At 32.8% G+C, this 26,058-nt stretch carries 41 protein-coding genes; 30 read left to right on the plus strand and 11 right to left on the minus strand.

All coding sequences use genetic code 11. The annotated features are described in order from the left end of the window. Positions 1-76: 76 nt before the first annotated feature. Both JJJ02_RS00985 and JJJ02_RS13280 read left to right on the plus strand, forming a co-directional pair. Positions 77-670, plus strand: coding sequence for a LemA family protein (locus tag JJJ02_RS00985; RefSeq protein WP_111716564.1), 594 nt, complete (start codon positions 77-79; stop codon positions 668-670). Beyond that, positions 670-1,533, plus strand: coding sequence for a TPM domain-containing protein (locus JJJ02_RS13280; protein ID WP_111716566.1), 864 nt, complete (start codon positions 670-672; stop codon positions 1,531-1,533). The genes JJJ02_RS00985 and JJJ02_RS13280 overlap by 1 nt, the downstream gene beginning before the upstream one ends. 44 nt (positions 1,534-1,577) lie before the next feature. Here the strand turns inward: JJJ02_RS13280 and JJJ02_RS00995 are convergent, their stop codons facing one another. Continuing rightward, positions 1,578-2,834 carry a S1C family serine protease gene (locus JJJ02_RS00995; RefSeq protein WP_111715486.1) on the minus strand — a complete coding sequence of 419 codons (1,257 nt, stop codon included), beginning with the start codon at positions 2,832-2,834 and terminating at the stop codon, positions 1,578-1,580. Positions 2,835-3,097: 263 nt separating this feature from the next. Here JJJ02_RS00995 and JJJ02_RS01000 point away from each other — a divergent pair, with 263 nt between their 5' ends. Then, positions 3,098-3,706 (plus strand): lysophospholipid acyltransferase family protein, encoded by a 609-nt coding sequence (locus JJJ02_RS01000; protein WP_240836881.1) that lies wholly within the window; start codon positions 3,098-3,100, stop codon positions 3,704-3,706. A gap of 3 nt (positions 3,707-3,709) precedes the next feature. On the opposite strand, the gene JJJ02_RS01005 is transcribed toward JJJ02_RS01000, so the two are convergent. Then, positions 3,710-3,937, minus strand: coding sequence for a hypothetical protein (locus JJJ02_RS01005; RefSeq protein ID WP_111744640.1), 228 nt, complete (start codon positions 3,935-3,937; stop codon positions 3,710-3,712). A 264-nt stretch (positions 3,938-4,201) separates the two neighbouring features. Between JJJ02_RS01005 and JJJ02_RS01010 the strand changes: the two genes are divergently transcribed. Further along, positions 4,202-4,621, plus strand: a complete 420-nt coding sequence (locus JJJ02_RS01010) for a DUF1801 domain-containing protein (protein ID WP_111715481.1) — start codon at positions 4,202-4,204, stop codon at positions 4,619-4,621. Between the two features lie 17 nt (positions 4,622-4,638). Here JJJ02_RS01010 and JJJ02_RS01015 read toward each other — a convergent pair whose 3' ends face one another. Continuing rightward, entirely contained in the window at positions 4,639-4,845 is a 207-nt protein-coding gene (locus JJJ02_RS01015) for a hypothetical protein (protein ID WP_096076141.1), read from the minus strand. Between the two features lie 209 nt (positions 4,846-5,054). On the opposite strand from JJJ02_RS01015, the gene nagE reads away from it, so the two are divergent. Both nagE and hutH read left to right on the plus strand, forming a co-directional pair. Next, complete coding sequence (gene nagE, locus JJJ02_RS01020) at positions 5,055-6,545, plus strand: N-acetylglucosamine-specific PTS transporter subunit IIBC (protein WP_240836884.1); 1,491 nt, start codon at positions 5,055-5,057, stop codon at positions 6,543-6,545. Positions 6,546-6,723: 178 nt separating this feature from the next. Next, on the plus strand, positions 6,724-8,229 hold the full coding sequence (gene hutH, locus JJJ02_RS01025) for a histidine ammonia-lyase (RefSeq protein ID WP_240836886.1): 1,506 nt from the start codon (positions 6,724-6,726) through the stop codon (positions 8,227-8,229). 32 nt (positions 8,230-8,261) lie between these two features. On the opposite strand, the gene JJJ02_RS01030 is transcribed toward hutH, so the two are convergent. Next, positions 8,262-9,572, minus strand: coding sequence for a cation:dicarboxylate symporter family transporter (locus JJJ02_RS01030; protein WP_111715475.1), 1,311 nt, complete (start codon positions 9,570-9,572; stop codon positions 8,262-8,264). 410 nt (positions 9,573-9,982) lie between these two features. Next, positions 9,983-10,441 carry an OsmC family protein gene (locus JJJ02_RS01035; RefSeq protein ID WP_239242543.1) on the minus strand — a complete coding sequence of 153 codons (459 nt, stop codon included), beginning with the start codon at positions 10,439-10,441 and terminating at the stop codon, positions 9,983-9,985. Between the two features lie 294 nt (positions 10,442-10,735). Here JJJ02_RS01035 and JJJ02_RS01040 point away from each other — a divergent pair, with 294 nt between their 5' ends. Next, positions 10,736-11,617 (plus strand): glycerophosphodiester phosphodiesterase, encoded by an 882-nt coding sequence (locus JJJ02_RS01040; protein ID WP_111715472.1) that lies wholly within the window; start codon positions 10,736-10,738, stop codon positions 11,615-11,617. Between the two features lie 105 nt (positions 11,618-11,722). Here the strand turns inward: JJJ02_RS01040 and JJJ02_RS01045 are convergent, their stop codons facing one another. Continuing rightward, the gene (locus JJJ02_RS01045; protein WP_240836888.1) at positions 11,723-12,916 is read right to left on the minus strand and encodes a tyrosine-type recombinase/integrase; all 1,194 of its coding nucleotides are present in this window, start codon (positions 12,914-12,916) and stop codon (positions 11,723-11,725) included. 142 nt (positions 12,917-13,058) lie between these two features. Here JJJ02_RS01045 and JJJ02_RS01050 point away from each other — a divergent pair, with 142 nt between their 5' ends. Then, positions 13,059-13,676 (plus strand): hypothetical protein, encoded by a 618-nt coding sequence (locus JJJ02_RS01050; RefSeq protein WP_240836889.1) that lies wholly within the window; start codon positions 13,059-13,061, stop codon positions 13,674-13,676. Between the two features lie 125 nt (positions 13,677-13,801). Here JJJ02_RS01050 and JJJ02_RS01055 read toward each other — a convergent pair whose 3' ends face one another. From JJJ02_RS01055 to JJJ02_RS01070, 4 genes are all read right to left on the minus strand, one after another. Continuing rightward, positions 13,802-14,068, minus strand: a complete 267-nt coding sequence (locus tag JJJ02_RS01055) for a hypothetical protein (protein WP_240836890.1) — start codon at positions 14,066-14,068, stop codon at positions 13,802-13,804. A 70-nt stretch (positions 14,069-14,138) separates the two neighbouring features. Then, a complete protein-coding gene (locus JJJ02_RS01060; RefSeq protein ID WP_240836892.1) occupies positions 14,139-14,816 on the minus strand; it encodes an Ltp family lipoprotein in 678 nt (225 codons plus the stop codon). Between the two features lie 82 nt (positions 14,817-14,898). Beyond that, positions 14,899-15,372 carry an ImmA/IrrE family metallo-endopeptidase gene (locus tag JJJ02_RS01065; RefSeq protein WP_240836893.1) on the minus strand — a complete coding sequence of 158 codons (474 nt, stop codon included), beginning with the start codon at positions 15,370-15,372 and terminating at the stop codon, positions 14,899-14,901. A 21-nt stretch (positions 15,373-15,393) separates the two neighbouring features. Continuing rightward, the gene (locus JJJ02_RS01070) at positions 15,394-15,786 is read right to left on the minus strand and encodes a helix-turn-helix domain-containing protein (protein ID WP_240836895.1); all 393 of its coding nucleotides are present in this window, start codon (positions 15,784-15,786) and stop codon (positions 15,394-15,396) included. Positions 15,787-15,945: 159 nt separating this feature from the next. Between JJJ02_RS01070 and JJJ02_RS01075 the strand changes: the two genes are divergently transcribed. The 4 genes from JJJ02_RS01075 (at position 15,946) to JJJ02_RS01090 (ending at position 17,142) form a co-directional block, all read left to right on the plus strand. Continuing rightward, complete coding sequence (locus JJJ02_RS01075) at positions 15,946-16,164, plus strand: DUF739 family protein (protein WP_111715562.1); 219 nt, start codon at positions 15,946-15,948, stop codon at positions 16,162-16,164. A 268-nt stretch (positions 16,165-16,432) separates the two neighbouring features. Continuing rightward, a complete protein-coding gene (locus tag JJJ02_RS01080; protein WP_240836897.1) occupies positions 16,433-16,639 on the plus strand; it encodes a hypothetical protein in 207 nt (68 codons plus the stop codon). Continuing rightward, the gene (locus JJJ02_RS01085; protein WP_240836899.1) at positions 16,611-16,799 is read left to right on the plus strand and encodes a hypothetical protein; all 189 of its coding nucleotides are present in this window, start codon (positions 16,611-16,613) and stop codon (positions 16,797-16,799) included. Before JJJ02_RS01080 ends, JJJ02_RS01085 begins: the two co-directional genes overlap by 29 nt. Positions 16,800-16,926: 127 nt before the next feature. Then, positions 16,927-17,142: a hypothetical protein gene (locus JJJ02_RS01090; RefSeq protein WP_240836900.1), complete on the plus strand. Its 216-nt coding sequence runs from the start codon at positions 16,927-16,929 to the stop codon at positions 17,140-17,142. Here the strand turns inward: JJJ02_RS01090 and JJJ02_RS01095 are convergent. Next, a complete protein-coding gene (locus tag JJJ02_RS01095; RefSeq protein WP_240836901.1) occupies positions 17,113-17,292 on the minus strand; it encodes a YegP family protein in 180 nt (59 codons plus the stop codon). The genes JJJ02_RS01090 and JJJ02_RS01095 overlap by 30 nt on opposite strands. Before the next feature lie 59 nt (positions 17,293-17,351). Here JJJ02_RS01095 and JJJ02_RS01100 point away from each other — a divergent pair, with 59 nt between their 5' ends. The 18 genes from JJJ02_RS01100 to JJJ02_RS01185 all read left to right on the plus strand — a co-directional run bounded on the left by JJJ02_RS01100 (position 17,352) and on the right by JJJ02_RS01185 (position 25,949). Continuing rightward, the gene (locus tag JJJ02_RS01100) at positions 17,352-18,044 is read left to right on the plus strand and encodes a BRO family protein (RefSeq protein ID WP_240836903.1); all 693 of its coding nucleotides are present in this window, start codon (positions 17,352-17,354) and stop codon (positions 18,042-18,044) included. Between the two features lies 1 nt (position 18,045). Further along, the gene (locus JJJ02_RS01105; RefSeq protein ID WP_240836904.1) at positions 18,046-19,095 is read left to right on the plus strand and encodes a DnaD domain-containing protein; all 1,050 of its coding nucleotides are present in this window, start codon (positions 18,046-18,048) and stop codon (positions 19,093-19,095) included. Positions 19,096-19,098: 3 nt separating this feature from the next. Further along, positions 19,099-19,425 carry a hypothetical protein gene (locus JJJ02_RS01110; RefSeq protein WP_240836906.1) on the plus strand — a complete coding sequence of 109 codons (327 nt, stop codon included), beginning with the start codon at positions 19,099-19,101 and terminating at the stop codon, positions 19,423-19,425. Next, a complete protein-coding gene (ssb, locus tag JJJ02_RS01115) occupies positions 19,418-19,900 on the plus strand; it encodes a single-stranded DNA-binding protein (RefSeq protein ID WP_240836913.1) in 483 nt (160 codons plus the stop codon). Before JJJ02_RS01110 ends, ssb begins: the two co-directional genes overlap by 8 nt. Before the next feature lie 19 nt (positions 19,901-19,919). Next, positions 19,920-20,168 (plus strand): hypothetical protein, encoded by a 249-nt coding sequence (locus tag JJJ02_RS01120; RefSeq protein ID WP_240836917.1) that lies wholly within the window; start codon positions 19,920-19,922, stop codon positions 20,166-20,168. A 263-nt stretch (positions 20,169-20,431) separates the two neighbouring features. Next, a complete protein-coding gene (locus tag JJJ02_RS01125) occupies positions 20,432-20,605 on the plus strand; it encodes a hypothetical protein (RefSeq protein WP_240836919.1) in 174 nt (57 codons plus the stop codon). Positions 20,606-20,713: 108 nt separating this feature from the next. After that, positions 20,714-21,259: a Holliday junction resolvase RecU gene (locus tag JJJ02_RS01130; protein ID WP_240836921.1), complete on the plus strand. Its 546-nt coding sequence runs from the start codon at positions 20,714-20,716 to the stop codon at positions 21,257-21,259. After that, a complete protein-coding gene (locus JJJ02_RS01135) occupies positions 21,256-21,456 on the plus strand; it encodes a hypothetical protein (protein ID WP_240836923.1) in 201 nt (66 codons plus the stop codon). The genes JJJ02_RS01130 and JJJ02_RS01135 overlap by 4 nt, the downstream gene beginning before the upstream one ends. Beyond that, a complete protein-coding gene (locus tag JJJ02_RS01140; RefSeq protein ID WP_240836925.1) occupies positions 21,446-21,730 on the plus strand; it encodes a hypothetical protein in 285 nt (94 codons plus the stop codon). The genes JJJ02_RS01135 and JJJ02_RS01140 overlap by 11 nt, the downstream gene beginning before the upstream one ends. Next, complete coding sequence (locus tag JJJ02_RS01145) at positions 21,723-22,130, plus strand: hypothetical protein (RefSeq protein WP_240836927.1); 408 nt, start codon at positions 21,723-21,725, stop codon at positions 22,128-22,130. The genes JJJ02_RS01140 and JJJ02_RS01145 overlap by 8 nt, the downstream gene beginning before the upstream one ends. A gap of 55 nt (positions 22,131-22,185) precedes the next feature. Beyond that, entirely contained in the window at positions 22,186-22,488 is a 303-nt protein-coding gene (locus tag JJJ02_RS01150) for a hypothetical protein (protein ID WP_240836929.1), read from the plus strand. Then, the gene (locus tag JJJ02_RS01155; RefSeq protein ID WP_240836930.1) at positions 22,489-22,878 is read left to right on the plus strand and encodes a hypothetical protein; all 390 of its coding nucleotides are present in this window, start codon (positions 22,489-22,491) and stop codon (positions 22,876-22,878) included. It begins immediately after the preceding gene. Positions 22,879-22,949: 71 nt separating this feature from the next. Next, positions 22,950-23,354, plus strand: a complete 405-nt coding sequence (locus tag JJJ02_RS01160; RefSeq protein WP_240836932.1) for a WDGH domain-containing protein — start codon at positions 22,950-22,952, stop codon at positions 23,352-23,354. A gap of 22 nt (positions 23,355-23,376) precedes the next feature. After that, positions 23,377-23,544: a hypothetical protein gene (locus JJJ02_RS01165; RefSeq protein WP_240836934.1), complete on the plus strand. Its 168-nt coding sequence runs from the start codon at positions 23,377-23,379 to the stop codon at positions 23,542-23,544. Positions 23,545-23,574: 30 nt separating this feature from the next. Beyond that, positions 23,575-24,018, plus strand: coding sequence for a hypothetical protein (locus JJJ02_RS01170; protein ID WP_240836935.1), 444 nt, complete (start codon positions 23,575-23,577; stop codon positions 24,016-24,018). Further along, the gene (locus JJJ02_RS01175) at positions 24,019-24,432 is read left to right on the plus strand and encodes a hypothetical protein (protein ID WP_240836937.1); all 414 of its coding nucleotides are present in this window, start codon (positions 24,019-24,021) and stop codon (positions 24,430-24,432) included. A gap of 84 nt (positions 24,433-24,516) precedes the next feature. Further along, on the plus strand, positions 24,517-24,966 hold the full coding sequence (locus JJJ02_RS01180; RefSeq protein WP_188017596.1) for a transcriptional regulator: 450 nt from the start codon (positions 24,517-24,519) through the stop codon (positions 24,964-24,966). A 137-nt stretch (positions 24,967-25,103) separates the two neighbouring features. Next, positions 25,104-25,949 (plus strand): HNH endonuclease, encoded by an 846-nt coding sequence (locus JJJ02_RS01185; RefSeq protein WP_240836945.1) that lies wholly within the window; start codon positions 25,104-25,106, stop codon positions 25,947-25,949. Positions 25,950-26,058 lie beyond the last annotated feature (109 nt).

Here is a 26,058-nt window from a genome sequence, read left to right on the forward strand (position 1 = left end):
AATATTTCTTTACTGAAAGCGTTTAGAAGGCAATTTAGAGGGTAAAAATAAATACTTAATTAAAAGGAGAAATGATATGAAAAAATTATTAATACCTATTATTGGATTAGTTGTTTTATTATTAATTGTTGGTAGTATGTTAATTGGTCCATACAATAAACTTGTCGGACTCGATGCTGATGTGCAAAATGCGGAAGCAAAGGTTGATACACAGTTACAAAGACGTCTGGACTTAATTCCAAACTTAGTTGAAACTGTAAAAGGTTATGCAAAACACGAAGAAAAAGTATTTAAAGATGTTTCTGATGCACGTGCTAAATTAGCTGGTGCAAAAGAAAATGGTTCAATGGAAGATAAAGCGAATGCCAATGCCGAGTTAAACTCAGCATTAAGTCGTTTAATTGCGATTCAGGAAAATTATCCTGAACTAAAAGCAGATACGCAGTTTACAGGTTTACGTGATGAATTAGCTGGTACAGAAAACCGTATCGCTGTAGCGCGTAATGATTACAATGATATCGTTACAACGTATAACAAAGCGGTAAGAAGTTTCCCTACAGCATTATATGCTGGTATGCTTGGATTTGAAAAGAAAGAATTCTTTAAAGCCGATGAAGCTGCAAATAAAGCACCAAGTATCGATTTTAATGCTGATGGAGAAAGTAAATAATGTTAAAGAAAAAGTTCGCGATTTTTATCGCGCTCTTTTTAATCTTCACGATTACTTTACCGGCGAATGCAGCTGAGCCATTGCCAAAGCTTGAACAACCTATTTTTGTTCAGGACCATCTCGGCATATTCAAACAAAATGAAAAAGATTTTCTCAATCAGCGTGGTGAAACGTTACAAAAAGGTACTACCGCTGAAATCTTAATCATGACGATGCCGTCGATAGGGCAAGAAGTAAGAGGAGATTATGCACTTCGCGTTGGGCGTGAATACGGCGTCGGAGATAAAGAGAAAAACAACGGGATAGTGATTTTGTTTAACTTAGATAACGGTAATGAATTTAGAAATAGAGGTATTGAAGTACAAGTTGGTTATGGTTTGGAAGGCGTCTTAAATGATGCGAAAGTCGGAGCTATGATTGATAAGTATGCAATGCCTGATGTACAAAAGGCGCTTGCAGCTGATCCTAAAGGTGAAAGTGCTGAGAGTAAGGCGCTGTATGCTCAGGGGCTTGGAAAACTTTACAATGCAATATTTGATGAAGTCAGTAAAAGTTATGGATTCGATGGTGAAAAATATACGCGAGATACACCGATGGTCGATAATAGTTCAGATGGCATTAGTGTATTCGAAATATTGATTGGATTATTCTTATTATACCTTGTCATCTCTATCTTTATGGGAGGTGGCCGAGGAGGCGGTGGTGGTGGACGTAGACGTTCATCAGGACCAGTCATCTTCTTCCCAACCGGTGGAGGTTTCGGCGGCGGATTCTCTTCAGGAGGCTTCGGTGGCGGAGGCTTCGGCGGCGGTGGATTTGGCGGTGGAGACTTTGGTGGCGGTGGCGCCGGCAGAGGATTCTAAATAAAAAGGACTAACAACATAATTTGTTGTTAGTCCTTTTTTTACTATTTATCTTCGGTACTTCTTAATGTTAATTCAACTTCTTTTTCATTACCGTCACGGATAATTGTAAACTTTACTTTATCTCCAGCTTTTTTGTTCTTGTATATATAGTTGCGAACGTCACCATCAGTTTTAACATCCTGTCCTTCAATTTGAGTAATGACATCGCCTTCTTTAAATACTTTTCCGGCTTTTTCATCAGTGCTTGCAACAAGTGCTCCCGTGTTAGCCGATACTTTCATTTCCTCTAGATAATTAGCAGGAACATTTTCAATACTGACCAATGCAAGACCCATGAATGGGCGAACCACTTTACCATCTTTTACAAGTTGATCTATGATGACTTTCGTATCGTTTGAAGGAATTGCAAACCCTAATCCTTCGACAGTGTCTGCTGAAATCTTCAAGGTATTAATACCAATTAACTGCCCTTGATTATTAATTAACGCTCCACCTGAGTTACCAGGATTGATTGCTGCATCAGTCTGAATTGCTTTTACTGACGATTCTCCAGCAGAAGTATCGACTTTCATCGTTCTTTCTTTCGCACTAATAATACCTTCAGTAACACTACCTGATAATTCAACACCTAAGGGATTTCCGATTGCATAAACAGTGTCGCCAATACGAATTTTAGAAGAATCTGCAAACGGAATCGGCTTAATATTATATTGACCAGAGATTTTCAATACCGCAATATCAGTTAAAGCATCAGTGCCTATTAAAGTACCATCTACTGTTTCACCTGTAGATAAACGTACCTTTAAATCTTTCGCACCTTCTACAACGTGGTTATTGGTCACGATATATGCTTCATTATCAGTCGTCTGATAGATAACACCTGATCCAGTACCTGCAGGTGTCTCTTCACTACTACCACTATCTCCACGTAAAATATCGAAGATGCTGCTATTTGCCTGCTGCATATTGATGACACCAACAACTGCAGGTGAAACTTGTTCTAACATATCAGCAAGTTCTGTATTATTACCGGCAGTTTTCTGGTCCACCTGGATCGGTGTAGCATTTGGATTAGAAGTTGTTCCTGGAGATACTATATCAGGAAGGTGGGTTGCACCAAGAGTCAGACCTGAACCGAGGACTGCAGCTAATAATAATTTAAAAAAGCCAGGTCCATTATGCTTTCTATGTGTACGTGCCTCATCATTACGAACATATTGTACGGATTCATTAGCATCATATGATTCATTATTATGTATTATTCTTTCTTCATTATCATGTTGATTATATCTGTCCATTAAATTTCCCCCTAAATTAATTGAGATAATAAAATAAGATACCACTTCTATCTGAAAAATTCATATATTAAGCCTTAAGTTCACGAAATCGACAAATCAGCTAAGTATATTCATATGCATTTAATTTATGCTAAAATAAAATAGAGCTAAATTATGAAGTATATTTAAAAACAATCGAAAACAATTATATAATTCAAAGAATAAAAACAAAGAATAAAAAAAAGAATAAAAAATGTTATATCAAACAACAAGGAGCTCATAACATGTACAAATTTTTGGCAACCCTTATTTACCTTGTAACAAATATTCTATTACGTAAAGTTAAAGTAATAGGTAAAGAAAATATCCCTAAAAATGAAGCGTTTATCGTTACATGTAATCATAGAAGTATGGTTGAAATTATTATACTTGCAATGGCATTATACCCAAGAGAAGTGCACTATATGGCGAAACAGGAATTATTTAAAGGAAAATTACTTGATAAGTTCTTTAGATCTGTAAATGCATTCCCAGTAAACAGAGCGAATCCGGGGCCATCTACAATAAAGACGCCAGTAAAGTTAATAAAAGAGCATAAGATTGTTGGGATATTTCCAAGTGGACAACGCACAGATAATGCACCGATGAAAAAAGGAGCAGCTACTATTTCTGTAATGAGTAAATCTAAACTATTACCAGCAGCATACGAAGGACCGATAAAGTTTAAGGATGTAATATTTGGAAAAGAAAAATGTTATATTATGTTTGGCGAACCGATAGATAGTCAAAGCTTTACTGCGCAATATAAGAAGAATGAAGCAATTGAAGAGATTACACAAACATTAGAAAGTAAAACAAATACATTAATAACTAAATTAAAACACGAAGCGTAATTATTACGCTTCGTGTTTTAATGTTTTGTATAGATACGTCTCTTTGTCCTCTGGGTAAATAAATTCAAGTTTTATGATTTGAGGTTGGTTTGTTTTACTAGCGATAGCCTGTGTTTTTTCTTTGATTTTACTAATATATGATACTTTCTCAACTTCATTTTGAATTAATTTGTATTCTGTTTTTTCATCAGATGAGTAAGGATAAGACGTTTTTAGTACGATGATACTCATAAGTCTTCACCCACTTCCAAATTTTTATATTTAAGTTATAATACTATTTCCCCGTATACTGCTACTTTAAACGCATAACGTATAAAAAATTTATATCAAATAAAACTAAAACCATCATTAATGATCCCCCTATATAATATGAACGAAGTATTATTATTAATAGAGTAAAATATAGCATGTAAAATTATTAATAAATTCAAAAACAATATATTAAATATTCAGAATATATAGTATAATTTATTAAAAGTAACATGGGGGTGCATCATGACAATACATAGGATGAAAAAAGAAGATTCTGTAATAGAATTTATTGAAACGATAGAAGATGAAAAACGTAGAAAAGACTGTATTAAATTATTGGAAATATTTGAAGAAAGCTCTGGATTTATCGGAAAGATGTGGGGCCCTAATATTATTGGGTTTGGAAAATATCATTATAAGTTAAACGATCAAATAGAAGGAGATGCACCGCTCATCGCATTTGGTCTGAAGAAAAGTAAAATAAGTTTGTACTTTGCTCAGGATAATATTAATCGTGATCGTTATCTAAAGGAGTTGGGGAAACATACACTAGGGAAGACGTGTGTGTATATAAGTGATATAGAACAAATTGATGTTAAAGTATTAAAACATCTTATTGTAGATTCAATGAAATATCTTCAAAATCAGTATGATAATACATAAAAAAATAATGAATCAAGTTATGCACTTGTTTCATTATTTTTAATTTCTGTAGGAAAGAGACTGCGCTCTAAATTTTTAAGTTTTGTATAAGTATCATCATCTAAAGATTCAATTTTCTGTTCATCTGTAAACAGTGATTCAATTAATTCAATATCAATATCTGTAGCAGTAGATATTTGATATGCAGTTAATCTACCTTTAAATAGAAATGGAAGACCTTTCATTCAATCACCCTTAAATTAGTTATTAGTTTATTATAGCGAACAAACCATATAATTAAAAGTCTTTTTTTCAAATATATAATATTATTGCATATATGTTTGAAGATGTACAATAAATGTATATATGCTTAACAAAATATATATTGTATCCGTTGAGTTTAAATAATAAAATAAGGTGTAGTGTAAAATTTTATTTCATAGGAGGTAAGTATATGTATTCTTTCTTACAAAGATTAGGTAGAAGTCTGATGTTACCTGTAGCTGTATTACCAGCAGCAGCACTGTTATTGGGTATAGGTTACTGGATTGATCCAACAGGATGGGGTGCAAATAACCCTATTGCTGGATTTTTAATTAAGTCTGGAGGAGCAATTCTTGATAATTTAGGTTTACTTTTTGCGATTGGTGTTGCTCTTGGAATGTCTAAATCTAGAGATGGAGCTGTAGCTTTAGCAGCAGTTGTGGGATTTTTAGTTGTTACAACTGTTTTATCACAAGCTTCCGTAGCAAACTTACTGCATATCAAACCTGAAAAAGTTGATATGAGTTTTGGTAAGATCAATAACGTATTTATTGGTTTACTTGTTGGTTTCATCTCTTCTTGGACTTTTAACAAATTTCATCAAACTGAATTGCCGACAGCATTTGCATTTTTTAGTGGTAGACGATTAGTGCCAATCTTAACATCTGTCTTTGCAATGATTTTGTCAGTTATTTTATTATTTGTGTGGCCATTCTTCTTCGGATTACTTGTTTCTTTCGGTGAATGGATGATTGGATTAGGAGCAGTCGGAGCAGGTCTATTTGGATTCTTCAATCGTTTATTAATTCCCACTGGATTACACCATGCACTTAATGCTGTTTTCTGGTTTGATGTTGCTGGTATTAATGATATTGGAAAATTCCAAAGTAAAGATGCTATTAAGGGAGTAACTGGTATGTATCAAGCCGGATTCTTCCCGGTGATGATGTTCGGTATACCAGGTGCTGCGTTAGCAATGTATCATTCAGCAAAAACTGAACGTAAAAAAGCGGTAGCAGGTATTTTCTTAGCAGGTGCCGTAGCAGCATTTGTTACAGGTGTTACTGAACCTGTAGAGTTCTTATTTTTATTTATTGCACCAAGTTTATATTTAATTCATGCATTATTGACGGGTATTTCAATGTTTATTGCGGCAAGTATGCATTGGACGGCTGGGTTTGGTTTTAGTGCAGGAGCAATTGACTTTTTGCTTTCAACTAAAAATCCGAATGCTAATAACCCATTTATGCTCTTAGTATTAGGACTAGTTTATTTTGTATTATACTATGTAATTTTTAGAGCAATTATTAAACTACAAGATATTAAAACTCCAGGTCGTGAATCTGACGAAGATATTGCTAAGATGATTGCGCAAGAAGATGTGGATATGGGTCATACATCATCAGAAAATGTTGTCGTTAACACATCTCAACCTGGAAAATACGATAAACTTGCACAATCTGTAATTTCAGGTGTAGGCGGTAAAGAGAATATTGAAAGTGTAACAAACTGTGCGACGCGTTTACGTTTTGAACTAAAGGATAATTCAATTGTGGATGAGAACTTGATTAAACGTGCTGGTGCAGCTGGTGTAATGAAGGTTGGGCGCAAGAATGCTCAAGTTATCATTGGCACACATGTTCAACAAGTAGCAGATGTTGTAGATGAATATTTAAAGTAATGAAATGATGATTTAAAAACAGCCTTTTGGCTGTTTTTTATTTTATCTAAACTTTACTTCATTAATGTGATAACACAGTACCATAATACAATTTTTGGATATTCTATTGTTTTGTAATCGTTTTCATTCTATAATGATATTGTCTGAAAAATTAGAATAATTTAAAAGGGGAATATAAATGACTTTATTATTAACAGGTGATAATTTAACAATCGATGCGATTAGAAAATTCTTAAATAACAATGATGTTGTCGCTATATCTGATGAAGCTTTAAGCAGAGTGAAAAGAAGTAGAAAAACTGTAGAAAAAATCATAGAAAATAAAGAGACAATCTATGGTATCACAACTGGATTTGGATTATTTTGTGATGTGTTAATTGATCAAGATAAATGCAATGATTTACAAGTACATCTTATTCGTTCACATGCTTGTGGGGTGGGGCAACCGTTTCATTCAAACGTATCACTTGTTATGATGATATTACGTCTTAATACGATGTTAAAAGGGCACTCAGGGGTAACAGAAGCATTGGTCGATCAATGGGTATTCTTTATTAACGAACGAATTATTCCGGTTATTCCTGGGCAAGGTTCATTAGGAGCATCTGGAGATTTAGCGCCATTATCACACTTGGCATTGGCTTTAATCGGAGAAGGTGATGTTGAGTATCAAGGCAAAGTTGAAAATAGTAAAGATGTACTTGAACGTTTAGGAAGAAACCATTTATTACTACAGGAAAAAGAGGGACTTGCATTAATTAATGGTACACAGGCAATGACTGCTCAAGGTGTCATCAATTACATTGAAGCTATCGATATTGCATATCAGGCTGAATGGATCGCCTCACTTACACACCAATCATTAAATGGAATAACAGATGCATATAACGAAAATATTCATATTGTGCGTAATAATGATGCTCAAGTAGGTGTTGCTAAACGTATGCTGGATTGGCTTGAGGGTTCTCAATTAACAACGAGACAAGGTGAAGTTCGTGTTCAGGATGCTTATTCACTGAGATGTATCCCTCAAATTCACGGTGCAAGTTTCCAGGTATTCGAGTATGTTAAAGAAAAATTAGAAGCAGAAATGAACGCAGCTAATGATAATCCTCTTATTTTTGATCAGGGTGAAGAAACATTAGTCATTTCAGGAGGGAATTTCCACGGTCAACCAGTCGCTTTTGCATTAGACTTTTTGAAGATAGGGTTAAGTGAATTAGCGAATGTATCGGAGCGTAGAATCGAACGTCTAGTCAATCCACAGTTAAATGGTGGACTTCCAGCATTTTTATCACCGGAACTAGGTTTACAAAGTGGTGCTATGATTATGCAATATGCAGCAGCTAGTTTAGTGTCTGAAAATAAGACGCTTGCTCATCCAGCAAGTGTAGATTCTATTCCATCAAGTGCGAACCAGGAAGATCATGTGTCAATGGGAACAATTGCTTCTCGTCATGGGTATCAAATATTAGAGAATGTGAGAAATGTAATTGCAATTGAATGTATTATCGCATTGCAAGCAGCTGAAATCAAAGGTGCAGAAAAATTATCTGAGAAAACAAAAGCAAAATATGATGAATATCGTCAGATTGTTCCTAGTATTGTAGAAGACAGACCATTTCATAAAGATATTAAAACAGTGTCTGACTATTTAAGACAACAAGCTTACATTGAGAAATAATGGGAATAAAAAAAAACCACCACTGGTGGTTTTTATTTCTTCTTAAATGTTTCGTAATATCTACGGCCTTTCTCGTAATCCAGTCGACCTTCCCAGCGTGCGATAACTAATGTTGATAATGAGTTACCAACAACGTTAACAACTGTACGCATCATATCTAATATACGGTCGATACCGATAATTAATGCTAAACCTTCTGGGTGAATGTTCATTGCAGTAAGTGTTGTAATTAATACTACAATTGATGTTCCTGGTACAGCAGCCATACCTTTAGATGTTAACATTAATGTTACTAATAATACTAACTGTTCTGTTACTGATAAATGTACGCCATACATTTGAGCAATAGTCAGTGCAGCGATTGATTGGTATAGTGCTGAACCATCTAAGTTAAATGTATACCCTGTAGGAACAACGAATGATACGATTTCTTTCGGTGCACCGAATTTCTCCATTTTCTCCATAATCTTCGGTAATACTGTTTCAGAACTTGAAGTAGAGAAAGCTAGGATTAATTCTTCTTTTAAGATAACAAGTAGATGGAAGATATTAATCTTACAAAGTGCTGCTACACCACCAAGTACTACGATGATGAAGAATACCATTGATCCAGCTACTACTAATGCTAATTTACCAAGTGGAATTAAAGCACCTAGTCCTAAGTTGATAATTGTAACTGCCATAAATGCAAATACACCAATTGGTGCGTATTTCATAATTTGATTTGTCATCCAGAAGATAACGTCTAAGAATCCATCGAAGAACGCTTTAACAGGTTCTCCTTTTTTACCGATTGCTGCTAACCCTAATCCAAAGAATACTGAGAAGAAGATTACCGGTAATAATTGACCTTGAGCCATTGAATCGATAATATTTGTTGGGATAATATTAACGATTGTATCTATCATGTGGTTACCATATGTTGATTGGGCAGCTGCTTCAGCATTTGTTGTATATTTCGTAACGTCCCCTTTAGGTAATAGGTTTTTGTCGATACCTGAACCTGGTTTAAACACGTTAGCAAATATAATACCTAAACCGATTGCTACTGTTGTAATAATTTCAAAGTATAATAACGTTTTCCAGCCATAACGACCAACAGTTTTCATATCTCCAGTTCCTGCAATCGAAATTACAAGTGAACAAAATACGATTGGTACTACGATCATTTTAATTAAATGTAAGAAAATATCACCTAGTGGTTGAAAGTAGTTAACATACTCAGTTTTTCCGTTAAGCATGGCTCCTACAACAACACCAAGAACTAATGCTAATAATATCTGCATAGGTAAGCTTATAAATTTTTTCTTTTTTGGTTTTTTTATCTCTGTTACTGAACTCATTTTTCCATCCCTCTTTTCTTCCGTACTTGATTATTTTATTGCTAAAGCATAAAGATGTCAATTTAATTTTAATGTAGTAGTCTGAAAATTCTGTAGTTATTATGTTATAATAATATTGTATTGATTTACACTATAGATATTAATATGTTTGAGTTTTTATGTTATTTATCGATTAATCTTTATTCAATATAAATTGAATTGTAAACGTTATCACACCATAGATTATCTTATTGTCAAGGTGAAAATATTTTATTATTATAATGGAAATATAAAAAATGATATAAATATTTTTTGACATTATATTAATTTGTTAATATATTAAAATAACATTGGATTTATATGATTTATTAAATACACAGGAAAAGTCCACTAATACTAAAATATCAATAGGTATTAGTGGACTTTTAAAATTATATAGTAATGTCATCTAGTAGGATACTTTCAATCGTAACTGTTACATTACCTTTTAAAGCTTTTGTAATCATACAGTTATTTTCAGCTTTATCAATGATTCTCTTTAATTTAGGAATATTTACCTCCTGAACATCATCTTCAAGTGACTTGAGATAAACATTGTATGAAATACTTTCATATGTTTGAAGCCCTTTATCTACTGAAATTGTAGCAGTAGCGTCTACGTGATCAACTTCTATATGAAGATTATTCTTCTCAAAATATGAGCTTAAGGTGATAGTAAAGCAAGTTACTGCAGCTGACATTAACATTTCATCAGGATTTGTACCAATATCTGGTCCATTCATTTCCTCTGGAATTGAGATTTGAGATTTTAAATGTTTATTTTCTATTGTACCGACACCATTATATCCGCCGGTAAATTTTGCAGTGCATTTAAATGTATGTTTAACCATATTTTTTATCTCCTTTTGAAGTTATTGATGTATTGTTTAAAATATTTACTTGAAATTAATATTTATAGCATTAAATGAAATGTTATTAAACATTGCTATAGCTTTAAACAAGATAATAATATCACTCAAATGTAGTTAAGCGAAAAATTTAGATTTTGTTTTTCGTTAAATTTTTTATGCGAATTTTGAAAGATACACAACCCTTTAACATTTTTAACGAAAACTCAATGATTATTAAAGGTGTCTTAATATCCTCTTGTTATGATAGGTATATCCTAACGAAGGAGAGTGACAATGAAAAAGCCCTTTGGATTGTTTTTAGCAATAATCATTTTTATGCTATTCGTACCACAAGTGGTTCATTCAGTTTCACAACCAAGTAAAGATGTTATAACTGTAGCACATCGTGGCGCAAGTGGTTATGCTCCTGAGAACACGATGTCTGCCTATGAACTGGCACTCGAGATGAATGCAGATTGTATCGAAATTGATTTACAGTTAACACATGATGGTCATCTTGTTGCAATTCATGATAACACATTAGAGAGAACGACTACTGGTTCTGGCTTTGTATGGGATAAATCATTAGCGGAAATAAAGCAGTTAGATGCTGGTGTAAAGTTTGATCAAAAGTTTAAAGGTGAAAGAATACCGACATTTGATGAGATTTTACAGCGTTTTAAAAATGAGTCGATTGGTATTCTGATAGAGATAAAGACACCAGAATATTATCCTGGCATCGAGGATAAAATTAAACAATCACTTGTGCGTTTCAATCTGGATAAAGCATCTGATAGAATAGCGATACAATCGTTTAATCACCATGCTGTAAAAGTTTCAAAGTCTTTATTATCTGATATTAAACATGGCGTCTTAATCAGTGCTAAAAATCCTAGAGTTCATGATCGAGATTTACAATGGTTTAAGTCTTTTGCTGATTTTTATAATCCTTCTATTAAAATTGTCTCTCATGAACTTGTATCACGTGCACATCGTTATGGTTTACAGGTGAAACCTTATACTGTCCGAGATGCAACATTGATTGAACCGCTGTTAAAGCAGGGAGTAGATGCAATCATTACGGACTATCCTGATTATATGAAATCTTATGATCAGGAGATTGTTGTTCGAAATCAAACTGAAATTGAAAGTAATAATAATGTTTCTGTATATTAAAAAAACACCAATCGAAAGATTGGTGTTTTTGATTGAACAAAATATTAACGAGAATAGTACTCAGCGCGCTAATATTTCCCTTATATATCAATGGATATACATACTTTAGTCTGAAAGTTCCACCAAAAGTTCCACCACTTTTAATTTTTCATCAAATACATCAACTAACTTTGTTTCCATTTCCTCAGTCACATGTGCATAGTTACTGATAACTACTTCAGGTGTATTGCCGAGACGTTTTGCGATCGTCATAAAGGACATGTTCTCTCCAGCAAGGATTGTAGCATGGGTATGTCTGAATCCGTGTGGTGTGATATTTATGCCGGTTCTTTTCTTAACACGTTTAAGTAGATAAGTGATTGTAGTCTGTGCAATCTTTGTTCCTTTTTGTTCACTGATAAATACAAAGTCATTATTAGTAAGAGACTTTCCATCTTTAAAAAGTCTTTGAATATACCAAGCTCTATAGTTCTTTAAATCAGAAACTACTTGTTCAGAAATTGGTATTCTTCTTACTTTCTTATTTTTTGTCGATGATACTTTATTATGCTTACGTGATGCTTTAATTGTTACCATTTTATTATCAAGGTCAATATCATTCCAGGTCATCGCTAAAAGTTCACCTACACGACATCCAGTGAATGCAAGAAAGATAATTATGATATAATTAGATATAGGTTCATTTTTATATACATCAGCAATAATTGTATTCAAATCATTGAGGGTAACGTATTTCACGCGTCTATCCTCAATTTTTGGTAAAGTGGCATCTACAATTTTATTAGAATGAAGTAAGTCTCTCTTTACTGCTGCATTGATACATACGTTCATATAGGTATGATAAAGTTCAATTGTAGAAGGTTGCATTAAACGATCTTCTGAAATATGAACTTTTTCTAATTGTTTTATAAATAGAATTTCGTATTTCATTAAATCTAAATCTTTTAATTTAATATGACCAATAAAAGGTTTGATATAATCTCTTCCAGCTGAAACTCTACTTGCTTTAGTATTATCGCTCCATTGTGAGTTAATCTCTATCCATTTGTCATACCATTGACCGACTGTAAGCGAGGTTGGATTAACTTTTGCTATCTCATTATCATCTATATTAATAAGCATCTCTAACGATTTTCTATACGCTATCTTTTCATCTGTAAAACCTGATTCGCTTTTTTCTTTTCTTTTGCCAAACTCATCATAATATCTTAATTTATACATATACATTAACCCTTTTTGGGTTTTATACGAATATACGTTTTCATAACGTTTTGATTTCCTATATTGATATTTACTCATTTTATCCTCCCATGTGTTTGCGGGCACAGTAAGAGAAAACATAAGTATTTCTATCTAATTTATAAATTACCACCACCTTTCAATGAAACATATGTTCTGATATAATTTAAAATAAAAAGGTATATTGCCAAATGGAGGTCCTATGGATTTAAAATTACTATTGTCTATAGTTGCTGCAGGAATTCCTGGATTATTTTCATATACAATACTTGATAAGCTTAATCTTGTAAGCTATACAGAAAAACACAATTATGAAAAAACACTCCTCGTTACTTCTCTATCAAGTTTTAATGTTATTGCAAGTATAATAACACTTTTACTTTTAAAGATAGATCTTAATTTAAATACACCGAAAAACTTAATAACTATAATTCTAATATCTTTATCAGTCACAATGATATTAAGTATGATTGTATATCCATTGATATTTAAACTTATTAAATCATTATTGTTTAAACTCGAAGGTAAATTAAATATTCAGTCGAATCTAAAAACATTACCGAGAATAATAGAAAATGCACCAGAAGGCATAAACGATATTTATGTTTATATATTTGATGTTAAAGATAAAAAATATATTAGTTCTGGTGCAATTGGAGTATACAGTAAATTCGATGCTGAATTTTCTTTGTTAGGCCAACATGATCCTAGTGAATACAATGAAGTACTAAGTATTTATAACACTCATGATTATAAATACAAAGACTTTTATATAAATCTAGATAAAGGATTTTGTATGTTCATCTTTTATCAAATTTAGGCTTCGGGGGAGTTGGTGGTCGTTGTGGACTTAACTTTCCTGTTTCTCCACTTCTAAAATCTGTTTTAGGTTTATTTTTTGCCATAATTTCCTCCACAGCACATAGCTAAAATGCTATGTGTTTTTTATTTCCACAGTTTATTCAATTCAGGATTCTTTAAATCCAAAGTCAAAACTTCTCTATCAATATCTGCTTCTAACTTCCATAGGTAACTATCACTTGAATTGATGATTAACGTTCCGTTATCTTTATATTCATATTCTAAAGAAGCCAAAATATCAAAAGTTCCATTCCTATGTGGTTTAACTAAAGAAATACTTTTTTCATCTGTATATAAATTTAAGTTTGGTGAGCTAAATTCTTCTATTTCCCATTTTGTTATATGTTTCATTTGGTCCTCTTTCTAGAACGTACGTTCTGTTTTTAGATGAAATAAAAAGGCATATTGCCTTTTTAGAAATTTATTTATCCATATGTTGCAAAGCGTATTGAGCTTCTTCTTGAGTGAACTTACTTCCTGCTTCTGATGTCAATTGTTGTAATAATTCTTGATCAGACATTGGGAATGTTTCATTATAACTATTTGCAGCTTCAACAGCTTCCTCTTTAAAATCTGCTTCTACATTATCAATTGCGTATTGAGCTGCTTCTGGTGGAAAAGCATTCCCTGCATCGGAAGTTAATTGATCATACAATCCAGCTTTTGAAAATGGCATTATGTCTATATAGTTTTGTGCAGCAGCTAATGCCGCAACGTGGTCTCTAGTTATACTGGTATCTTCATTTGTAGAATTCTTTTCTGTATTTGAATTATTAGATGTAACTTCTTCCGTAGTTATTTCTTCTTCAACTGTCAAATTATCTTCATTAGCTAAATCTTCTTCAGAAGCGGCATCTTCATCAGTAGTTGTGTCCTCGTTTTCAGTTGTGTCATCATCTGAAGGGATAATATCCTCTACTACTTCTTTATCTTCTTCAGTAAGTTCATCACTAGGAGGCAGAAATATAGCAGAACAAGCACCGATTAATAACATTAATAAAACTAATCCTAAACAACCGAATAAAAATGGATTTTTTTTCTTTTTGACAACAATCGGATTTCCTTGTGCATCATAATAAACTTCTTCTTTTTTTGCCATAATATAATTTCCCCTTTGTCTTTTTATAATAATGACTTTGGAATAATCCATCAGTCTATTATCCCTAGTTAGTAAAATTTAATTAATATACCTCATGGAACTGAGTTATATTAAGTGGGTCTAGTAAAATCCGATAATTATTATGCATCACAACTAAACCATATTTTTGTTTTAAATGGTCAATAGATTTCATAACAAAATCTTGACTAACTTCAAAGTATTCAGCCATACCATATAAATTATGTATTCCATACCTCCATGCTTCAATTAATGAATCGAAATTTACTATTAGTTCATATCCTTTTCTTCTTGCCTGAGATTCTTGTTTTGCATTCTTTTTATAGTCAGTAATATCTCCAGCGCTTGTATAATAATGACCTATTTCTTCTGATAATACCTCTACACTTTTTTTATAGGATAGTTTTTTCTTCATCAAAATTACATTTTGATTTTCTAAATATAGACCTGACAAACCATAAGGCATATCGTCTCTCTCGATGATTTTACATTTTGGTACTAACCTACATAAATTTTCATAAGCATTGATTGTTATCAACCCCCTTGCGCTAATCGCTTATTAAAATTTATTTGTTTTAACAAACTCAATATACTTTATAATATCTTTCATTTGTTCTTCAGTAACATCATCATCGATATGTGCAGCGATAGTTTCAATGTTTGAGTTAGTAGATTTATTATCATTTAAATTATCTGTTTTTTCATTTTGATTAATATGTTTTGGAACATCATATCCCATTAACCAAGCCTCTGATACACCTAAAGTTTTACTCAACAAAAATAACTTATGCTGATCTGGTGAAGATTTACCGTTAACATATTGAGAAAGATGACTTTTAGACATTTTTATTCCAAGTGACTTTTGATATTTTTCACTTTTATTTAAAATATCTATTTGTTTTAAATTACGCTCTCTCATTATTTCTTTTAATCTTTCAGATGTTAATGTCATATTATTTTCCTCCTGAAGTATCATATAACTTATGATACAACGTCTTGAATAAAAGTTCAATAACAATGTTCAAAATTTTTAACTATTTTAATTGACTTGATTTAAATAATTGTGTACTATGAATGTAGTTCAAATATTTGAACGAATGGAGGTGCAGTTTTGGAGTTTGATTATTCTATGTTAAATGGTCGTATAGTTGAGAAGTATGGGACGCAATTTAATTTTGCAGTTGCTATGAAGATGTCTGAACGTAGCCTTTCACTTAAGTTAAACAATAAAGTTAGTTGGCGAGATGCTGATATGTTCAAAGCAATTGAACTATTATCTATACCAAAGCGAGAAATACATCAATATTTTTTTAAACCTAAAGTTCAATAATTTGAACATTTAGTTGGAGGTGTTATCAATGGCTAGGGGTGATTGGTTTGTCGATAAAAAGGAGCTATGCAATCGCTTGTGCATATCTCCTAAATACTTCGACCTACATTTTAAGAAGGACCCACGTATGAAAGTGTATGAAGTTGTACGGCAAGGGAAGTCCTGGTGGGACACAGAAAAAACTAAGGAAGTAACAAAAATAATTATGTATGAATTAAGTAAGTAAAGATGCGGGCACAGTAGAGATTTAATAAAAGGAGAATGAAGAATGAGATTAATTTTAACGATTATTGCAGGAATAGTAATTACATTATCATCACTATCATTTGCGTTAATATATTCATCTTTTACACAGATGGATGAAGGTAGTACAACTTTTTTAGCGTGTATCGTTGCTGGTATAAGTAACTTAAGTTTATATGCAAATTATGAAGGGGGGAAGAAACGTGTTAAAAGAAATCGTCAAATTAATTAAACCTGAGAAGAAATTACAGAAAGATGTATTTGATTGGTATGAGAAAGGCATTTGGATGGCAGAGGTCATTAAATGTAAATCAAATAACAAGTTGATCTATGTTGATTCTTATTTTTGTGAAGAAACAGATAAGTTTTATATCGAGTATTACATCAAATAAAAAGCCGCATCTATAAGAAATAGAAGCGGCATGAGCGAATTAAAAATATTTGATACATATATTGTATCACGAAGGACGGTGAAAATAAATGATTAAATATCTAAAAATAGCCCTCTTAACCTGCATCTTGGCGGAGGAGATTAAGAAAGCTAAGAAATCAAAAATTAATATTAGAGCAAATGAAGATTTTTCTAATAAATCACTTTATTACAATAAATCAGCTAATCCAGATGATTTATTAGAAATATCATCTGGATTAATCACTGATTATAACAATAATGATACTTCTAAATTACTAGAATATTCAGCAAGGCTAAACAGTCATATCAATAACTTTACTTGAAAGGTTAATACCGTGTTTCATTGCATCAATAGTGTTTTGGGCAGTTGATTTGTAGTGATACATTTCTGAAGTTGCAACTATTTCGTGGTTATCTGATTTTATTACGAAATAGTATTGACCATTACTTGCTTGACGAATAAAGAACGTCATATTATTCACCACCTTTCTTATTAGATTAAGAAAATTATAACAAATAAAGGAGCGATAGCATGAGCGAATTAAAAATATTTGATAATGAACAATTCGGATCATTACAAGTTTTAGAGAGAGATGGGAAAGTATTTTTTCCGGCAACAGATGTAGCACTTAAATTAGGATATTCAAATCCACATGATGCTATTAAAAGACATACTAAAGATAAGGGGGTCGTGTTTCACGAGGTCCTTTCACCAGGGGGCAATCAATCTAAGAAATTCATTAGTGAAGGTAATCTTTATCGATTAATTAGCAATTCTAAATTAGAAACGTCACAACAGTTTGAAGAATGGGTTTTTGATGATGTGCTTCCTACACTGAGAAGGACAGGTGTCTATCAGACAAAACCATTAACAACACAGGAACAAATTCAACTAATTGCAAAAGGTAACAATGAACTTGATGAACGCGTAACAGCAATTGAAACAACAATACCAGTATTTCCTGGTGAATCTAAACACATTCATCAAACAATTAAACGTAAAGCTACTGAAATAATGAAAAACCAATTTAATGGCATACCTATCAGCAAGATAAGCAGAAAGGTATATTCAGCCCTTTACAGAAGTCTTTATACAGCATTTAGCGTGCCAAACTATCAAAGTATACCACGTGGCAAATATAAAGATGCAATCAGATTTATAGAAACATGGCAGTTACAGAGTGAAGTTATTTATCAAATTGAAGCGGATTTAAGAGGTGAATAGAATGTCTAAGTTACTAATACATGATTATCCTATCCAAGTAAGCCCAAAGCTTGCTGTAGCAATAGGATTAAACGAAGCAATAATGGTGCAGCAAATGCACTACTGGTTAGATAGAAGTACTCATTTTATTGAAAATAGAAAGTGGATCTATAACACATATGAGGGTTGGAGAAAGCAGTTACCATTTTGGAGTGAATCAACGATAAAAAGAACGCTAACAACGCTTAAGAAAAAAGGTGTTATTATCACGGGAAACTTCAACAAAGCAAAGTTTGATAAGACAATTTGGTATTCAATCGACTATGAAGTAATTAAGCAAATTGAAGAACAATTCTATGCATCAGATCAAAATGACCTTATCGATAACAACGCTGATAATCAGTGGTCCAATCGAACAGGTCAAAATGACCTGACGAGTGGGTCACATAGAACAACTCCATTAGGTCAAAATGACCTGACGAGTGGGTCAAATCGACCTAATGGAGAAGGTCAAAATGACATGACCAATACCATAGACTACACAGAGACTACTACAGAGATTACACAAGAGACTACACCACCAGAGAAAAAAGCGGTGGCGGTGGACGAGAAACAATTTGCAGCAGTTTACAAATTCTATACTGAAAACATAGATCAAACACCTAACAATTCAATAATCAAATCTATGACAGAAGATTTAGATGAATTTGGCTATGACCTAATGATGTATGCAATGAAGATTGCAGCAAACAATAAAGCTACACGTTATGGATATATAGAATCAATATTTAAGAGATGTAGGGTTGAAAATATCAAGACAGTTGAGCAAGCAGAGTTAAAAGCTCAAGAGAAAGCAAGAAAAAATGGAAATTATAGGAATCAAGAAAGTAGAGAAATGACTCCTAAATGGGTTAGCAATGATACTCAAATTTCAGAAAATAATGAAGTTTCTCTCGAACTATACCTGGAAGCAAAAAAAGAAATTTATGAGTTAACCGAAAAGGAATGGACTGAAGATGCGATAGAAAAATTAACAGAAGAATATAACAAGATTTACAAAAAAGGAGCGTAAAACATGAACAACTTAATTAAAACAGCAAAAAAGAAACAGAAAGAAGCTTATGAAAGTCATGTAGAAAAAGCATTTGAAGTTGTTGGTAATAGAATTCTATTAGATGCTCAATATGGTATGACATCAACTTTTATCACAGAAGATATATTCTTCGAATATGGTAGAGAGGCACAAATATTATTTTCTAACAATACAGAAAGATTTATAAACGATTTAGCAGAACATCTTGAAATTGATAAAGATTTAATCAAGAGAGTTTATAACGCTAGAACAGATGGTGAAGCACGAGTTAACGCAATCCATATTAATTGGGGTGAAGCTGATGCTTAATCGAGTTGTGTTAGTAGGACGTTTAACAAAGGATCCTGAGTATAGAGTAACGCCATCAGGTGTGTCAGTAGCAACATTCACATTAGCAGTAAACAGAACATACACGAATGCTAACGGAGAACGACAAGCGGACTTTATAAACTGTGTAGTATTTCGTAAGCAAGCTGAGAATGTGAACACGTATCTAAAAAAGGGAAGTCTTGCTGGAGTGGATGGGCGATTGCAGTCACGTAGCTATGACAATCAAGAAGGACGCAGAATATTTGTAACTGAAGTTGTTACAGAGAGTGTTCAATTTTTAGAGCCTAAAGGAACACGTAATGATGGTAGTCAGTACGAGGAATATCCTCAAGCTCAATCACCTAACAATTATCAAGAGCAACATGATAAAGCACGACAATCTACACCAGCAACAAATCCTTTTGCTAATTCTGACGGTCCTATTGACATCAGTGATGATGATTTACCGTTCTAATCTAAGTGAGGTGTAAACAATGGAGAAAGAAATTATCAAAGTTTCATCAAGTGTAAAAATGCTACAAGTCGGTTCAAATGGGATTGCAAAAATTAGTTTAAGAAGCAGAGAAACAGGTGGAACAAGAGGTCCTTTACGTATTTATGATGCATATAGCTCAAATGGTAATTTACTTGGGATTGAAGGATTTTTCGAAGATGATATGAAGATTGAATACAAACAAGTAAGACCAGAAAGACAACCAACTATATTCGATTATTTTGATTAAAAAAATTCAGATGAGGTGAAACATGGATCGTTACGCAATTACAATTATTAGTCAGTTTATCAACTTTTCAAAATGTGAGATAGAAAAGTCTGATGGAAGAGTTGAAAAGAGAATATCTGTTTATTTCAGTAATTGACGTAAGAGAACCTTTAGAGGAAACACATGGAATTCAGTAGCTTACGAAATGGCCGGATTCATGAGGCAACCATATTTTAAAAAGCTATATATTGAACCGTTATTTTCAAGAGAGAGGTGGATGATTGATGATTCGCTTAGATAAAGTTTTTTTAGTTGTCTGTGTATTGTTTATGGGATTTAAGATACTTTCTAAATTTATTGAATACTGGATTACAGCTACTATTCCAGATGAAATTGAATATTATGAAGATGATCCATATTTCACTGAAAGGAAAGCGGAATATGAAATCAACAATTAAATCAAATGAATACAAACATAGTTTTAGAATAACAGTTAAAAAATCATTAATGATCATAAAATTAAGAAACATATTGAAGCGGTAATAGCCGCTTCTTAATAATTTATAGTGAGGGATGATAGTTTGGTAGCGAGACATAATAAACAAGGTTTCAGAGGACGCTGGCTTGAAGATAGGATTGAAGATACTAACAGAATGTATGCACATAGGAATATTGCAATAATCAACAAAATACCTACGCCAACACAAGTAATAAGAAGCAATGGAAAGATTGTTGGTGCACGATATGAAAAGAAATCCACAGTAGATTTTACAGGTATCTTAGATGATGGTGGTAGATTTATAGCATTTGATACAAAGGAATGCCAGAAAACTTCATTTTCATTTTCATCAGTTTTATCTCACCAGGTGCAATTTTTAAAGAAAATAAAAGATTTGAATGGTGAGGCATTCATACTTATATATTTTAGAACAATGAATGAGCTATACAAAATCGACATAGATGAATATTTAGATCTTATGAATAAGATGAGTAGGAAGAGTATTCCGTATTTATATTTCAAAGAAACGAAACAACCAATAGTAATGCATAAGTACGGTTATTTCTTCGATTATCTAGGTGCAGGACGTAAGAATATGGAGGTCATACAATGAGAACAAGAAGGCATAGAGCAATTATGTGGGCTGAGCAAGGGTGTAAGAAAAAAGTGCATAATAAGCAACAATTTAAATATAAAAATATAGACATTGAAACCGTTAGACAAAATATGTCAAAAGGAATAAATAATTATTTTAAAGCAGCTTTTAAAGCTGTAACAAGAATACTGGGAGGAAATAAAGATGGTAATTGATTTCTTGAAACATGAAGCATTCGTATTGCATAGACATATTAATAATGGGGACCAGTATTTATTTAAATTTGAGAACGGATATGGTGCTAGCGTAGTAAACCATTCATTTTCTTATACAAAAGGTAACGAGGACTTTGAGGTAGCAATATTATGGAATGATCATATTACCTATGATACCCACATTACAGACGATGTATTGTGCTATCAAAGCATAGATGATGTTATAGATGTTTTAAAGAAAGTTAAGCTATTGGTGGCTAAAGTTAATGCTTAAAGTTGGAGACAAGTTAATGTATGACGGTAAGGTTGCAACAGTAAGGTATTACGATTGTGCAGGTGTGTATGTAAGTGAACAGAGCATAGGTGAAGGTTTGTTTGATTTAACATGGGAACGTGCTTATGAAGGTGCATGGAAGTACCAGAAACAAGTTTCTGAGAAAGCAATGAGAGGTAAGTCAGCAGTGATTATAAATACAAAGACTTTATCAAGAGAAAATGAACTCTGGAAAGAGATATGGAATCATCTAAAAACATTTTTAGAAAGCAGTCAAAAAACTGAAATTGAATTCTATGGTGACAATGTATTAGTTGATACTCAAATTGAATATACAGATGAGATTAAAATATCGGCTGTATTACGTGAAATAAAAGGTCTAGAAAGATTTGTTAGATAGAAGCGGTTAGATGAAATGTAGATAGTAAAATTTTGAATCATTAGGGTGAATACAAATGAGTGAAGTACAAACATTTTTAAGAGTAAAGATTAATGGTAAGTGGACCAACTTAGGTATTGTTGCAGATGAAAAAGATATAAAAGATCATTTCGAATATGTACAAGATTTAATTGAGTGCAAGAATAACTGGGATAGAGTCAAGATTATATTTTCTGGTGAAGAAGGATTCAGAAACGAATTATTAAATGCTAATTCTGATAGCAATTACCAGGAAGGATGTAAATTCATGGCGTGGAAAGTTGTGGAGATAATGAATCTATTGGATGGAACAACTAATGCTAATGAGGAGGTTCATTGAGTGCTTAATATATACGATAATATCACCTGGGAAAATCGAGAATGGAAAGTCTATCATATCGACAAAGAAAACAATACTGTTCGTCTTCAAAGAACTGAAGATGGAACGGGAATTGCAACAGTGGTTGATTTAAGAGTATTAGAAAGTGATTATTACAAAAGACTTTACGAAAATGAAAAACAAAGAACTGACGAGTTAGAACAAAAACTTAGTGCAACCGCCGAAATTGCTTCAGATAGATTGATAAGAATATGTGATGTTAAAAATTTTATTTGTGAATCAATTGACATCGCTAAGGAAGATTATAAAAATTCCAAAGATGTTAATGAATATATCTGGTTAAAAGCGTTGCAGTATGTTTATTTATACACTATTTCAAATGCCGGATAGTGAAACAGAATATTGAATAGTGACCTTGCGACCGACATCAATGTCGGTCGCAAAATTAGGAGGAAATGAGAATGACAAGAGAATCATTTGACAATGCAAAATATAACACAGACAGAACAAACAAAGATATTAGCAATATGAAAAGTGTGGGATTAATCAACACAAAAGATATATCTGACGGTTATCACACGTTCGGACAACTGTATCATGATAGAGCGGTATTGTTTGCGATTATCTGTAACACTTATAAAGATAAAGCGTGGAAGTCTAAACAGCACCATGATGGAACGATGTTTGGAAAACCTGGTGTGATGTTTATTGTTGGTGTTGAGACACCACACGGACAGTACACTTATCATTATCATATTGAACCTTACTGGGATATGTATGACGTTAAAGAAATTGAAAGTGCACCTAAGTGGGACGGTCATACACACGAAGATATTGAGAGGTTATTTGGTTTGTTAAGTATATAACTCACGAAAGGAAAGAGGGATTTTGAATTATGAAAAAATGTGGAATGAGTTGAAAGAACATATTGGAACAGTAAAAACAAAAGCGTACGAAGAAGGATTTGAAGAGGATTACGAACGATATTTACATTTCGCTGAAGTAGTACGAAAAATAGAGAATGACGAGTGGGAAACAACTCGAAAAGGAGAATGACGAATGAATAATAAATATGGAGGAAACAAAATGAACACAATTAATTTAGACGGACAAGTATTTGATTTAGTGCCACGCCAAACGATCATAGCAGAAGAGATAAAAAAAGAATTCACAATGCCACATGATATTAATTCTGAGATTAAACCAGTAGTTGAAGAAGTTAATGATCCGACACCTCAAGCTCAACCAGCAGTTAAAGATGTGAATGGTATTCACGATGAGATTATTGACACACTAAACCAAAGAGATATGAAAGGTATCAATGAATATGGACAACCTTTAATTGAATCGAAACTATCTATCAGTGAATTACTTGATTACGGATTTGAAGAATCATTAGATGAATTGCAATATAACAGAGTGACTAAGAAGAGGATTGATGAAGTAATAAACTTATTAGCACCACACGAAGAGATACCTTTTATTGGTGAAGCTTTAAAATTGATTAGAGGAACAAAGGAGGATATTTAAATGGCAGACTTAAATAAAAATACAATCATTATAAAATTTGATGAAGATGAAGTCAATAAGATTATTACCCCAATACAAACGGAAGCAGAAAGATTAATTAATAAGCTGGATAAAGTTTTAGCGATTCAAAGTGAAATATTATGCAGTCAGCCAATTGACAAGATCGCATTAGATGTCACGAAAGTAAGTGATAAATTTGTAGATAAACTTTTAAGAACTAGCGTTATTTCCAGCGAAAAGAAAGATTCTATTAATATCATTGATGAAATAAAGGAGTTTTTAAAATATAGACATAAGTATTGTATGAAGAGAGAAGGACTTGATTCGAGATATAAAGATGAGGCACATGGTTATCTCATGGCTTTGCAGCGTATCAATGAATTAGAAACCTTATATAACAAATCTAATAAGTAAGCTCAAATAAAAAAAGCACCGCTTCACGCGATGCATTTAATAATATACGACACTATTATTATAACATTGATGTGGAGGGTGTGCATGACCATTAATACGATAAATAAAAGTAGAGTAGCATTGTTAGAACATTATTGGATAAATTACCAGGACTTGAAGAAGCAAAGAGAATATAGAAAGTATGAACTGTTATATGTAGAAGAAGATAACAATGTAGGTGGAGGGAAGTCTAACATACCAGGTAGACCTACTGAGAGTCAGGTTATTAAGTTAATGAATGATGCACGTTATAGTAACTTGGATAGTATGATCACAGCAATAGAACATATCTATAATACGTGTGATGAATATGAGAAGTTTATTATTGAGAATAGATATTGGAACAACAACATTGAGCTATACGAATGGGAAGATATAGCGCATGCATTAACAAAGCTAAGAAGCGGAGATAATATCATAAGTAGATATGCAGTATTACGCAAACGCAATCAGATACTTGATAAGTTTGCAGACATGATTGGTTGGATTGATTAGCGCACTTGCCGGGTCCGGGATGTGCGCGCACTTCTCGAACCCGCGAAGTGCGGTAAATAATCTGTTAATCTGATAACGTAGATAATTTGTAAGGGCATGCGATGTTTCGTATGTCCTTCTGTTATGAGGTGTATGATATGGCAACAAGATCACAGAGTGTCTGTGCACATCCTGGATGCAGCAGAACAACTGATAGTAGATACTGTGATATACATAGTAACAACACTAAGAGTAAACATAAACAGTATGAAGAGAGTAGAACAGATAAAGAGTATAACACCTTCTATCAGTCTAAGAAGTGGAAGGACATAAGACAAGCAGTCCTTCAACGTGACTTCTACATGTGTCAGGAATGTAAGCGTAATGGCATAACAACAGTAGGTAATATCGTTCATCACATTGTTGAATTGAAAGATGATTGGAATTTAAGACTTGATATGAACAATCTTGAAACAGTATGTAGTGCTTGTCACAATCAAGAGCACAAGAAGACAAAACAAGGATTGAATACTAGTAATCAAAAAGAAGTAATCGTTGTTGTGGGCTTACCTGGTAGCGGAAAGAGTACATTCGTTAATAACAATTTTAATAAAGAAAAAGATATAGTGATTGACCTGAATAAACTAATTTCAGCAATTACAGATAAACCTGAACATGACAGAACACTCAATGCATATGACTCAGTTGAGATTGCTAATGACATGATACGAAATGTTATAGACAATCTGACATTAGAGAAATATAAGTTTAAAAGAATTTGGTTGATTAAGACGACATTAAGTACATCTGAGACGAACAAATTGAAGTTGATTAATTGTAAATTCATTCACATAGTCAGAGCGAGAAGTATTTGCGAACATACTGTGAAGACATCAGGACGAACAATACACACAAACGTTTTCAAACAAATTGAAGACAACATCGAAAAAATGAAACAGATCATTCAAGTTGAAGAGATGGATGCGTATCAAAAAATAAATTAAAAAAAATTTTTATCCCCCCCACTTCTTATTTCTAAGAAATGAGCCGGAAACATCGGCGTCCCAGTCAACTTCACACAAAATTCGCTCAAAAAAATCTCAAATAGGTAAA

It is taken from the genome of Macrococcus sp. PK, assembly GCF_022501545.1.
GTDB lineage: Bacteria > Bacillota > Bacilli > Staphylococcales > Staphylococcaceae > Macrococcoides > Macrococcoides epidermidis.

Coding starts and splice junctions, on each gene's coding strand:
- JJJ02_RS00985 (WP_111716564.1), top strand. CDS start 77: ATGAAAAAATTATTAATACCTATTATTGGATTAGTTGTTTTATTATTA.
- JJJ02_RS13280 (WP_111716566.1), top strand. CDS start 670: ATGTTAAAGAAAAAGTTCGCGATTTTTATCGCGCTCTTTTTAATCTTC.
- JJJ02_RS00995 (WP_111715486.1), bottom strand. CDS start 2,834: ATGGACAGATATAATCAACATGATAATGAAGAAAGAATAATACATAAT.
- JJJ02_RS01000 (WP_240836881.1), top strand. CDS start 3,098: ATGTACAAATTTTTGGCAACCCTTATTTACCTTGTAACAAATATTCTA.
- JJJ02_RS01005 (WP_111744640.1), bottom strand. CDS start 3,937: ATGAGTATCATCGTACTAAAAACGTCTTATCCTTACTCATCTGATGAA.
- JJJ02_RS01010 (WP_111715481.1), top strand. CDS start 4,202: ATGACAATACATAGGATGAAAAAAGAAGATTCTGTAATAGAATTTATT.
- JJJ02_RS01015 (WP_096076141.1), bottom strand. CDS start 4,845: ATGAAAGGTCTTCCATTTCTATTTAAAGGTAGATTAACTGCATATCAA.
- nagE (WP_240836884.1), top strand. CDS start 5,055: ATGTATTCTTTCTTACAAAGATTAGGTAGAAGTCTGATGTTACCTGTA.
- hutH (WP_240836886.1), top strand. CDS start 6,724: ATGACTTTATTATTAACAGGTGATAATTTAACAATCGATGCGATTAGA.
- JJJ02_RS01030 (WP_111715475.1), bottom strand. CDS start 9,572: ATGAGTTCAGTAACAGAGATAAAAAAACCAAAAAAGAAAAAATTTATA.
- JJJ02_RS01035 (WP_239242543.1), bottom strand. CDS start 10,441: ATGGTTAAACATACATTTAAATGCACTGCAAAATTTACCGGCGGATAT.
- JJJ02_RS01040 (WP_111715472.1), top strand. CDS start 10,736: ATGAAAAAGCCCTTTGGATTGTTTTTAGCAATAATCATTTTTATGCTA.
- JJJ02_RS01045 (WP_240836888.1), bottom strand. CDS start 12,916: ATGAGTAAATATCAATATAGGAAATCAAAACGTTATGAAAACGTATAT.
- JJJ02_RS01050 (WP_240836889.1), top strand. CDS start 13,059: ATGGATTTAAAATTACTATTGTCTATAGTTGCTGCAGGAATTCCTGGA.
- JJJ02_RS01055 (WP_240836890.1), bottom strand. CDS start 14,068: ATGAAACATATAACAAAATGGGAAATAGAAGAATTTAGCTCACCAAAC.
- JJJ02_RS01060 (WP_240836892.1), bottom strand. CDS start 14,816: ATGGCAAAAAAAGAAGAAGTTTATTATGATGCACAAGGAAATCCGATT.
- JJJ02_RS01070 (WP_240836895.1), bottom strand. CDS start 15,786: ATGACATTAACATCTGAAAGATTAAAAGAAATAATGAGAGAGCGTAAT.
- JJJ02_RS01080 (WP_240836897.1), top strand. CDS start 16,433: ATGAGATTAATTTTAACGATTATTGCAGGAATAGTAATTACATTATCA.
- JJJ02_RS01095 (WP_240836901.1), bottom strand. CDS start 17,292: ATGACGTTCTTTATTCGTCAAGCAAGTAATGGTCAATACTATTTCGTA.
- JJJ02_RS01100 (WP_240836903.1), top strand. CDS start 17,352: ATGAGCGAATTAAAAATATTTGATAATGAACAATTCGGATCATTACAA.
- JJJ02_RS01105 (WP_240836904.1), top strand. CDS start 18,046: ATGTCTAAGTTACTAATACATGATTATCCTATCCAAGTAAGCCCAAAG.
- JJJ02_RS01110 (WP_240836906.1), top strand. CDS start 19,099: ATGAACAACTTAATTAAAACAGCAAAAAAGAAACAGAAAGAAGCTTAT.
- ssb (WP_240836913.1), top strand. CDS start 19,418: ATGCTTAATCGAGTTGTGTTAGTAGGACGTTTAACAAAGGATCCTGAG.
- JJJ02_RS01120 (WP_240836917.1), top strand. CDS start 19,920: ATGGAGAAAGAAATTATCAAAGTTTCATCAAGTGTAAAAATGCTACAA.
- JJJ02_RS01125 (WP_240836919.1), top strand. CDS start 20,432: ATGATTCGCTTAGATAAAGTTTTTTTAGTTGTCTGTGTATTGTTTATG.
- JJJ02_RS01135 (WP_240836923.1), top strand. CDS start 21,256: ATGAGAACAAGAAGGCATAGAGCAATTATGTGGGCTGAGCAAGGGTGT.
- JJJ02_RS01140 (WP_240836925.1), top strand. CDS start 21,446: ATGGTAATTGATTTCTTGAAACATGAAGCATTCGTATTGCATAGACAT.
- JJJ02_RS01145 (WP_240836927.1), top strand. CDS start 21,723: ATGCTTAAAGTTGGAGACAAGTTAATGTATGACGGTAAGGTTGCAACA.
- JJJ02_RS01150 (WP_240836929.1), top strand. CDS start 22,186: ATGAGTGAAGTACAAACATTTTTAAGAGTAAAGATTAATGGTAAGTGG.
- JJJ02_RS01160 (WP_240836932.1), top strand. CDS start 22,950: ATGACAAGAGAATCATTTGACAATGCAAAATATAACACAGACAGAACA.
- JJJ02_RS01170 (WP_240836935.1), top strand. CDS start 23,575: ATGAACACAATTAATTTAGACGGACAAGTATTTGATTTAGTGCCACGC.
- JJJ02_RS01175 (WP_240836937.1), top strand. CDS start 24,019: ATGGCAGACTTAAATAAAAATACAATCATTATAAAATTTGATGAAGAT.
- JJJ02_RS01180 (WP_188017596.1), top strand. CDS start 24,517: ATGACCATTAATACGATAAATAAAAGTAGAGTAGCATTGTTAGAACAT.
- JJJ02_RS01185 (WP_240836945.1), top strand. CDS start 25,104: ATGGCAACAAGATCACAGAGTGTCTGTGCACATCCTGGATGCAGCAGA.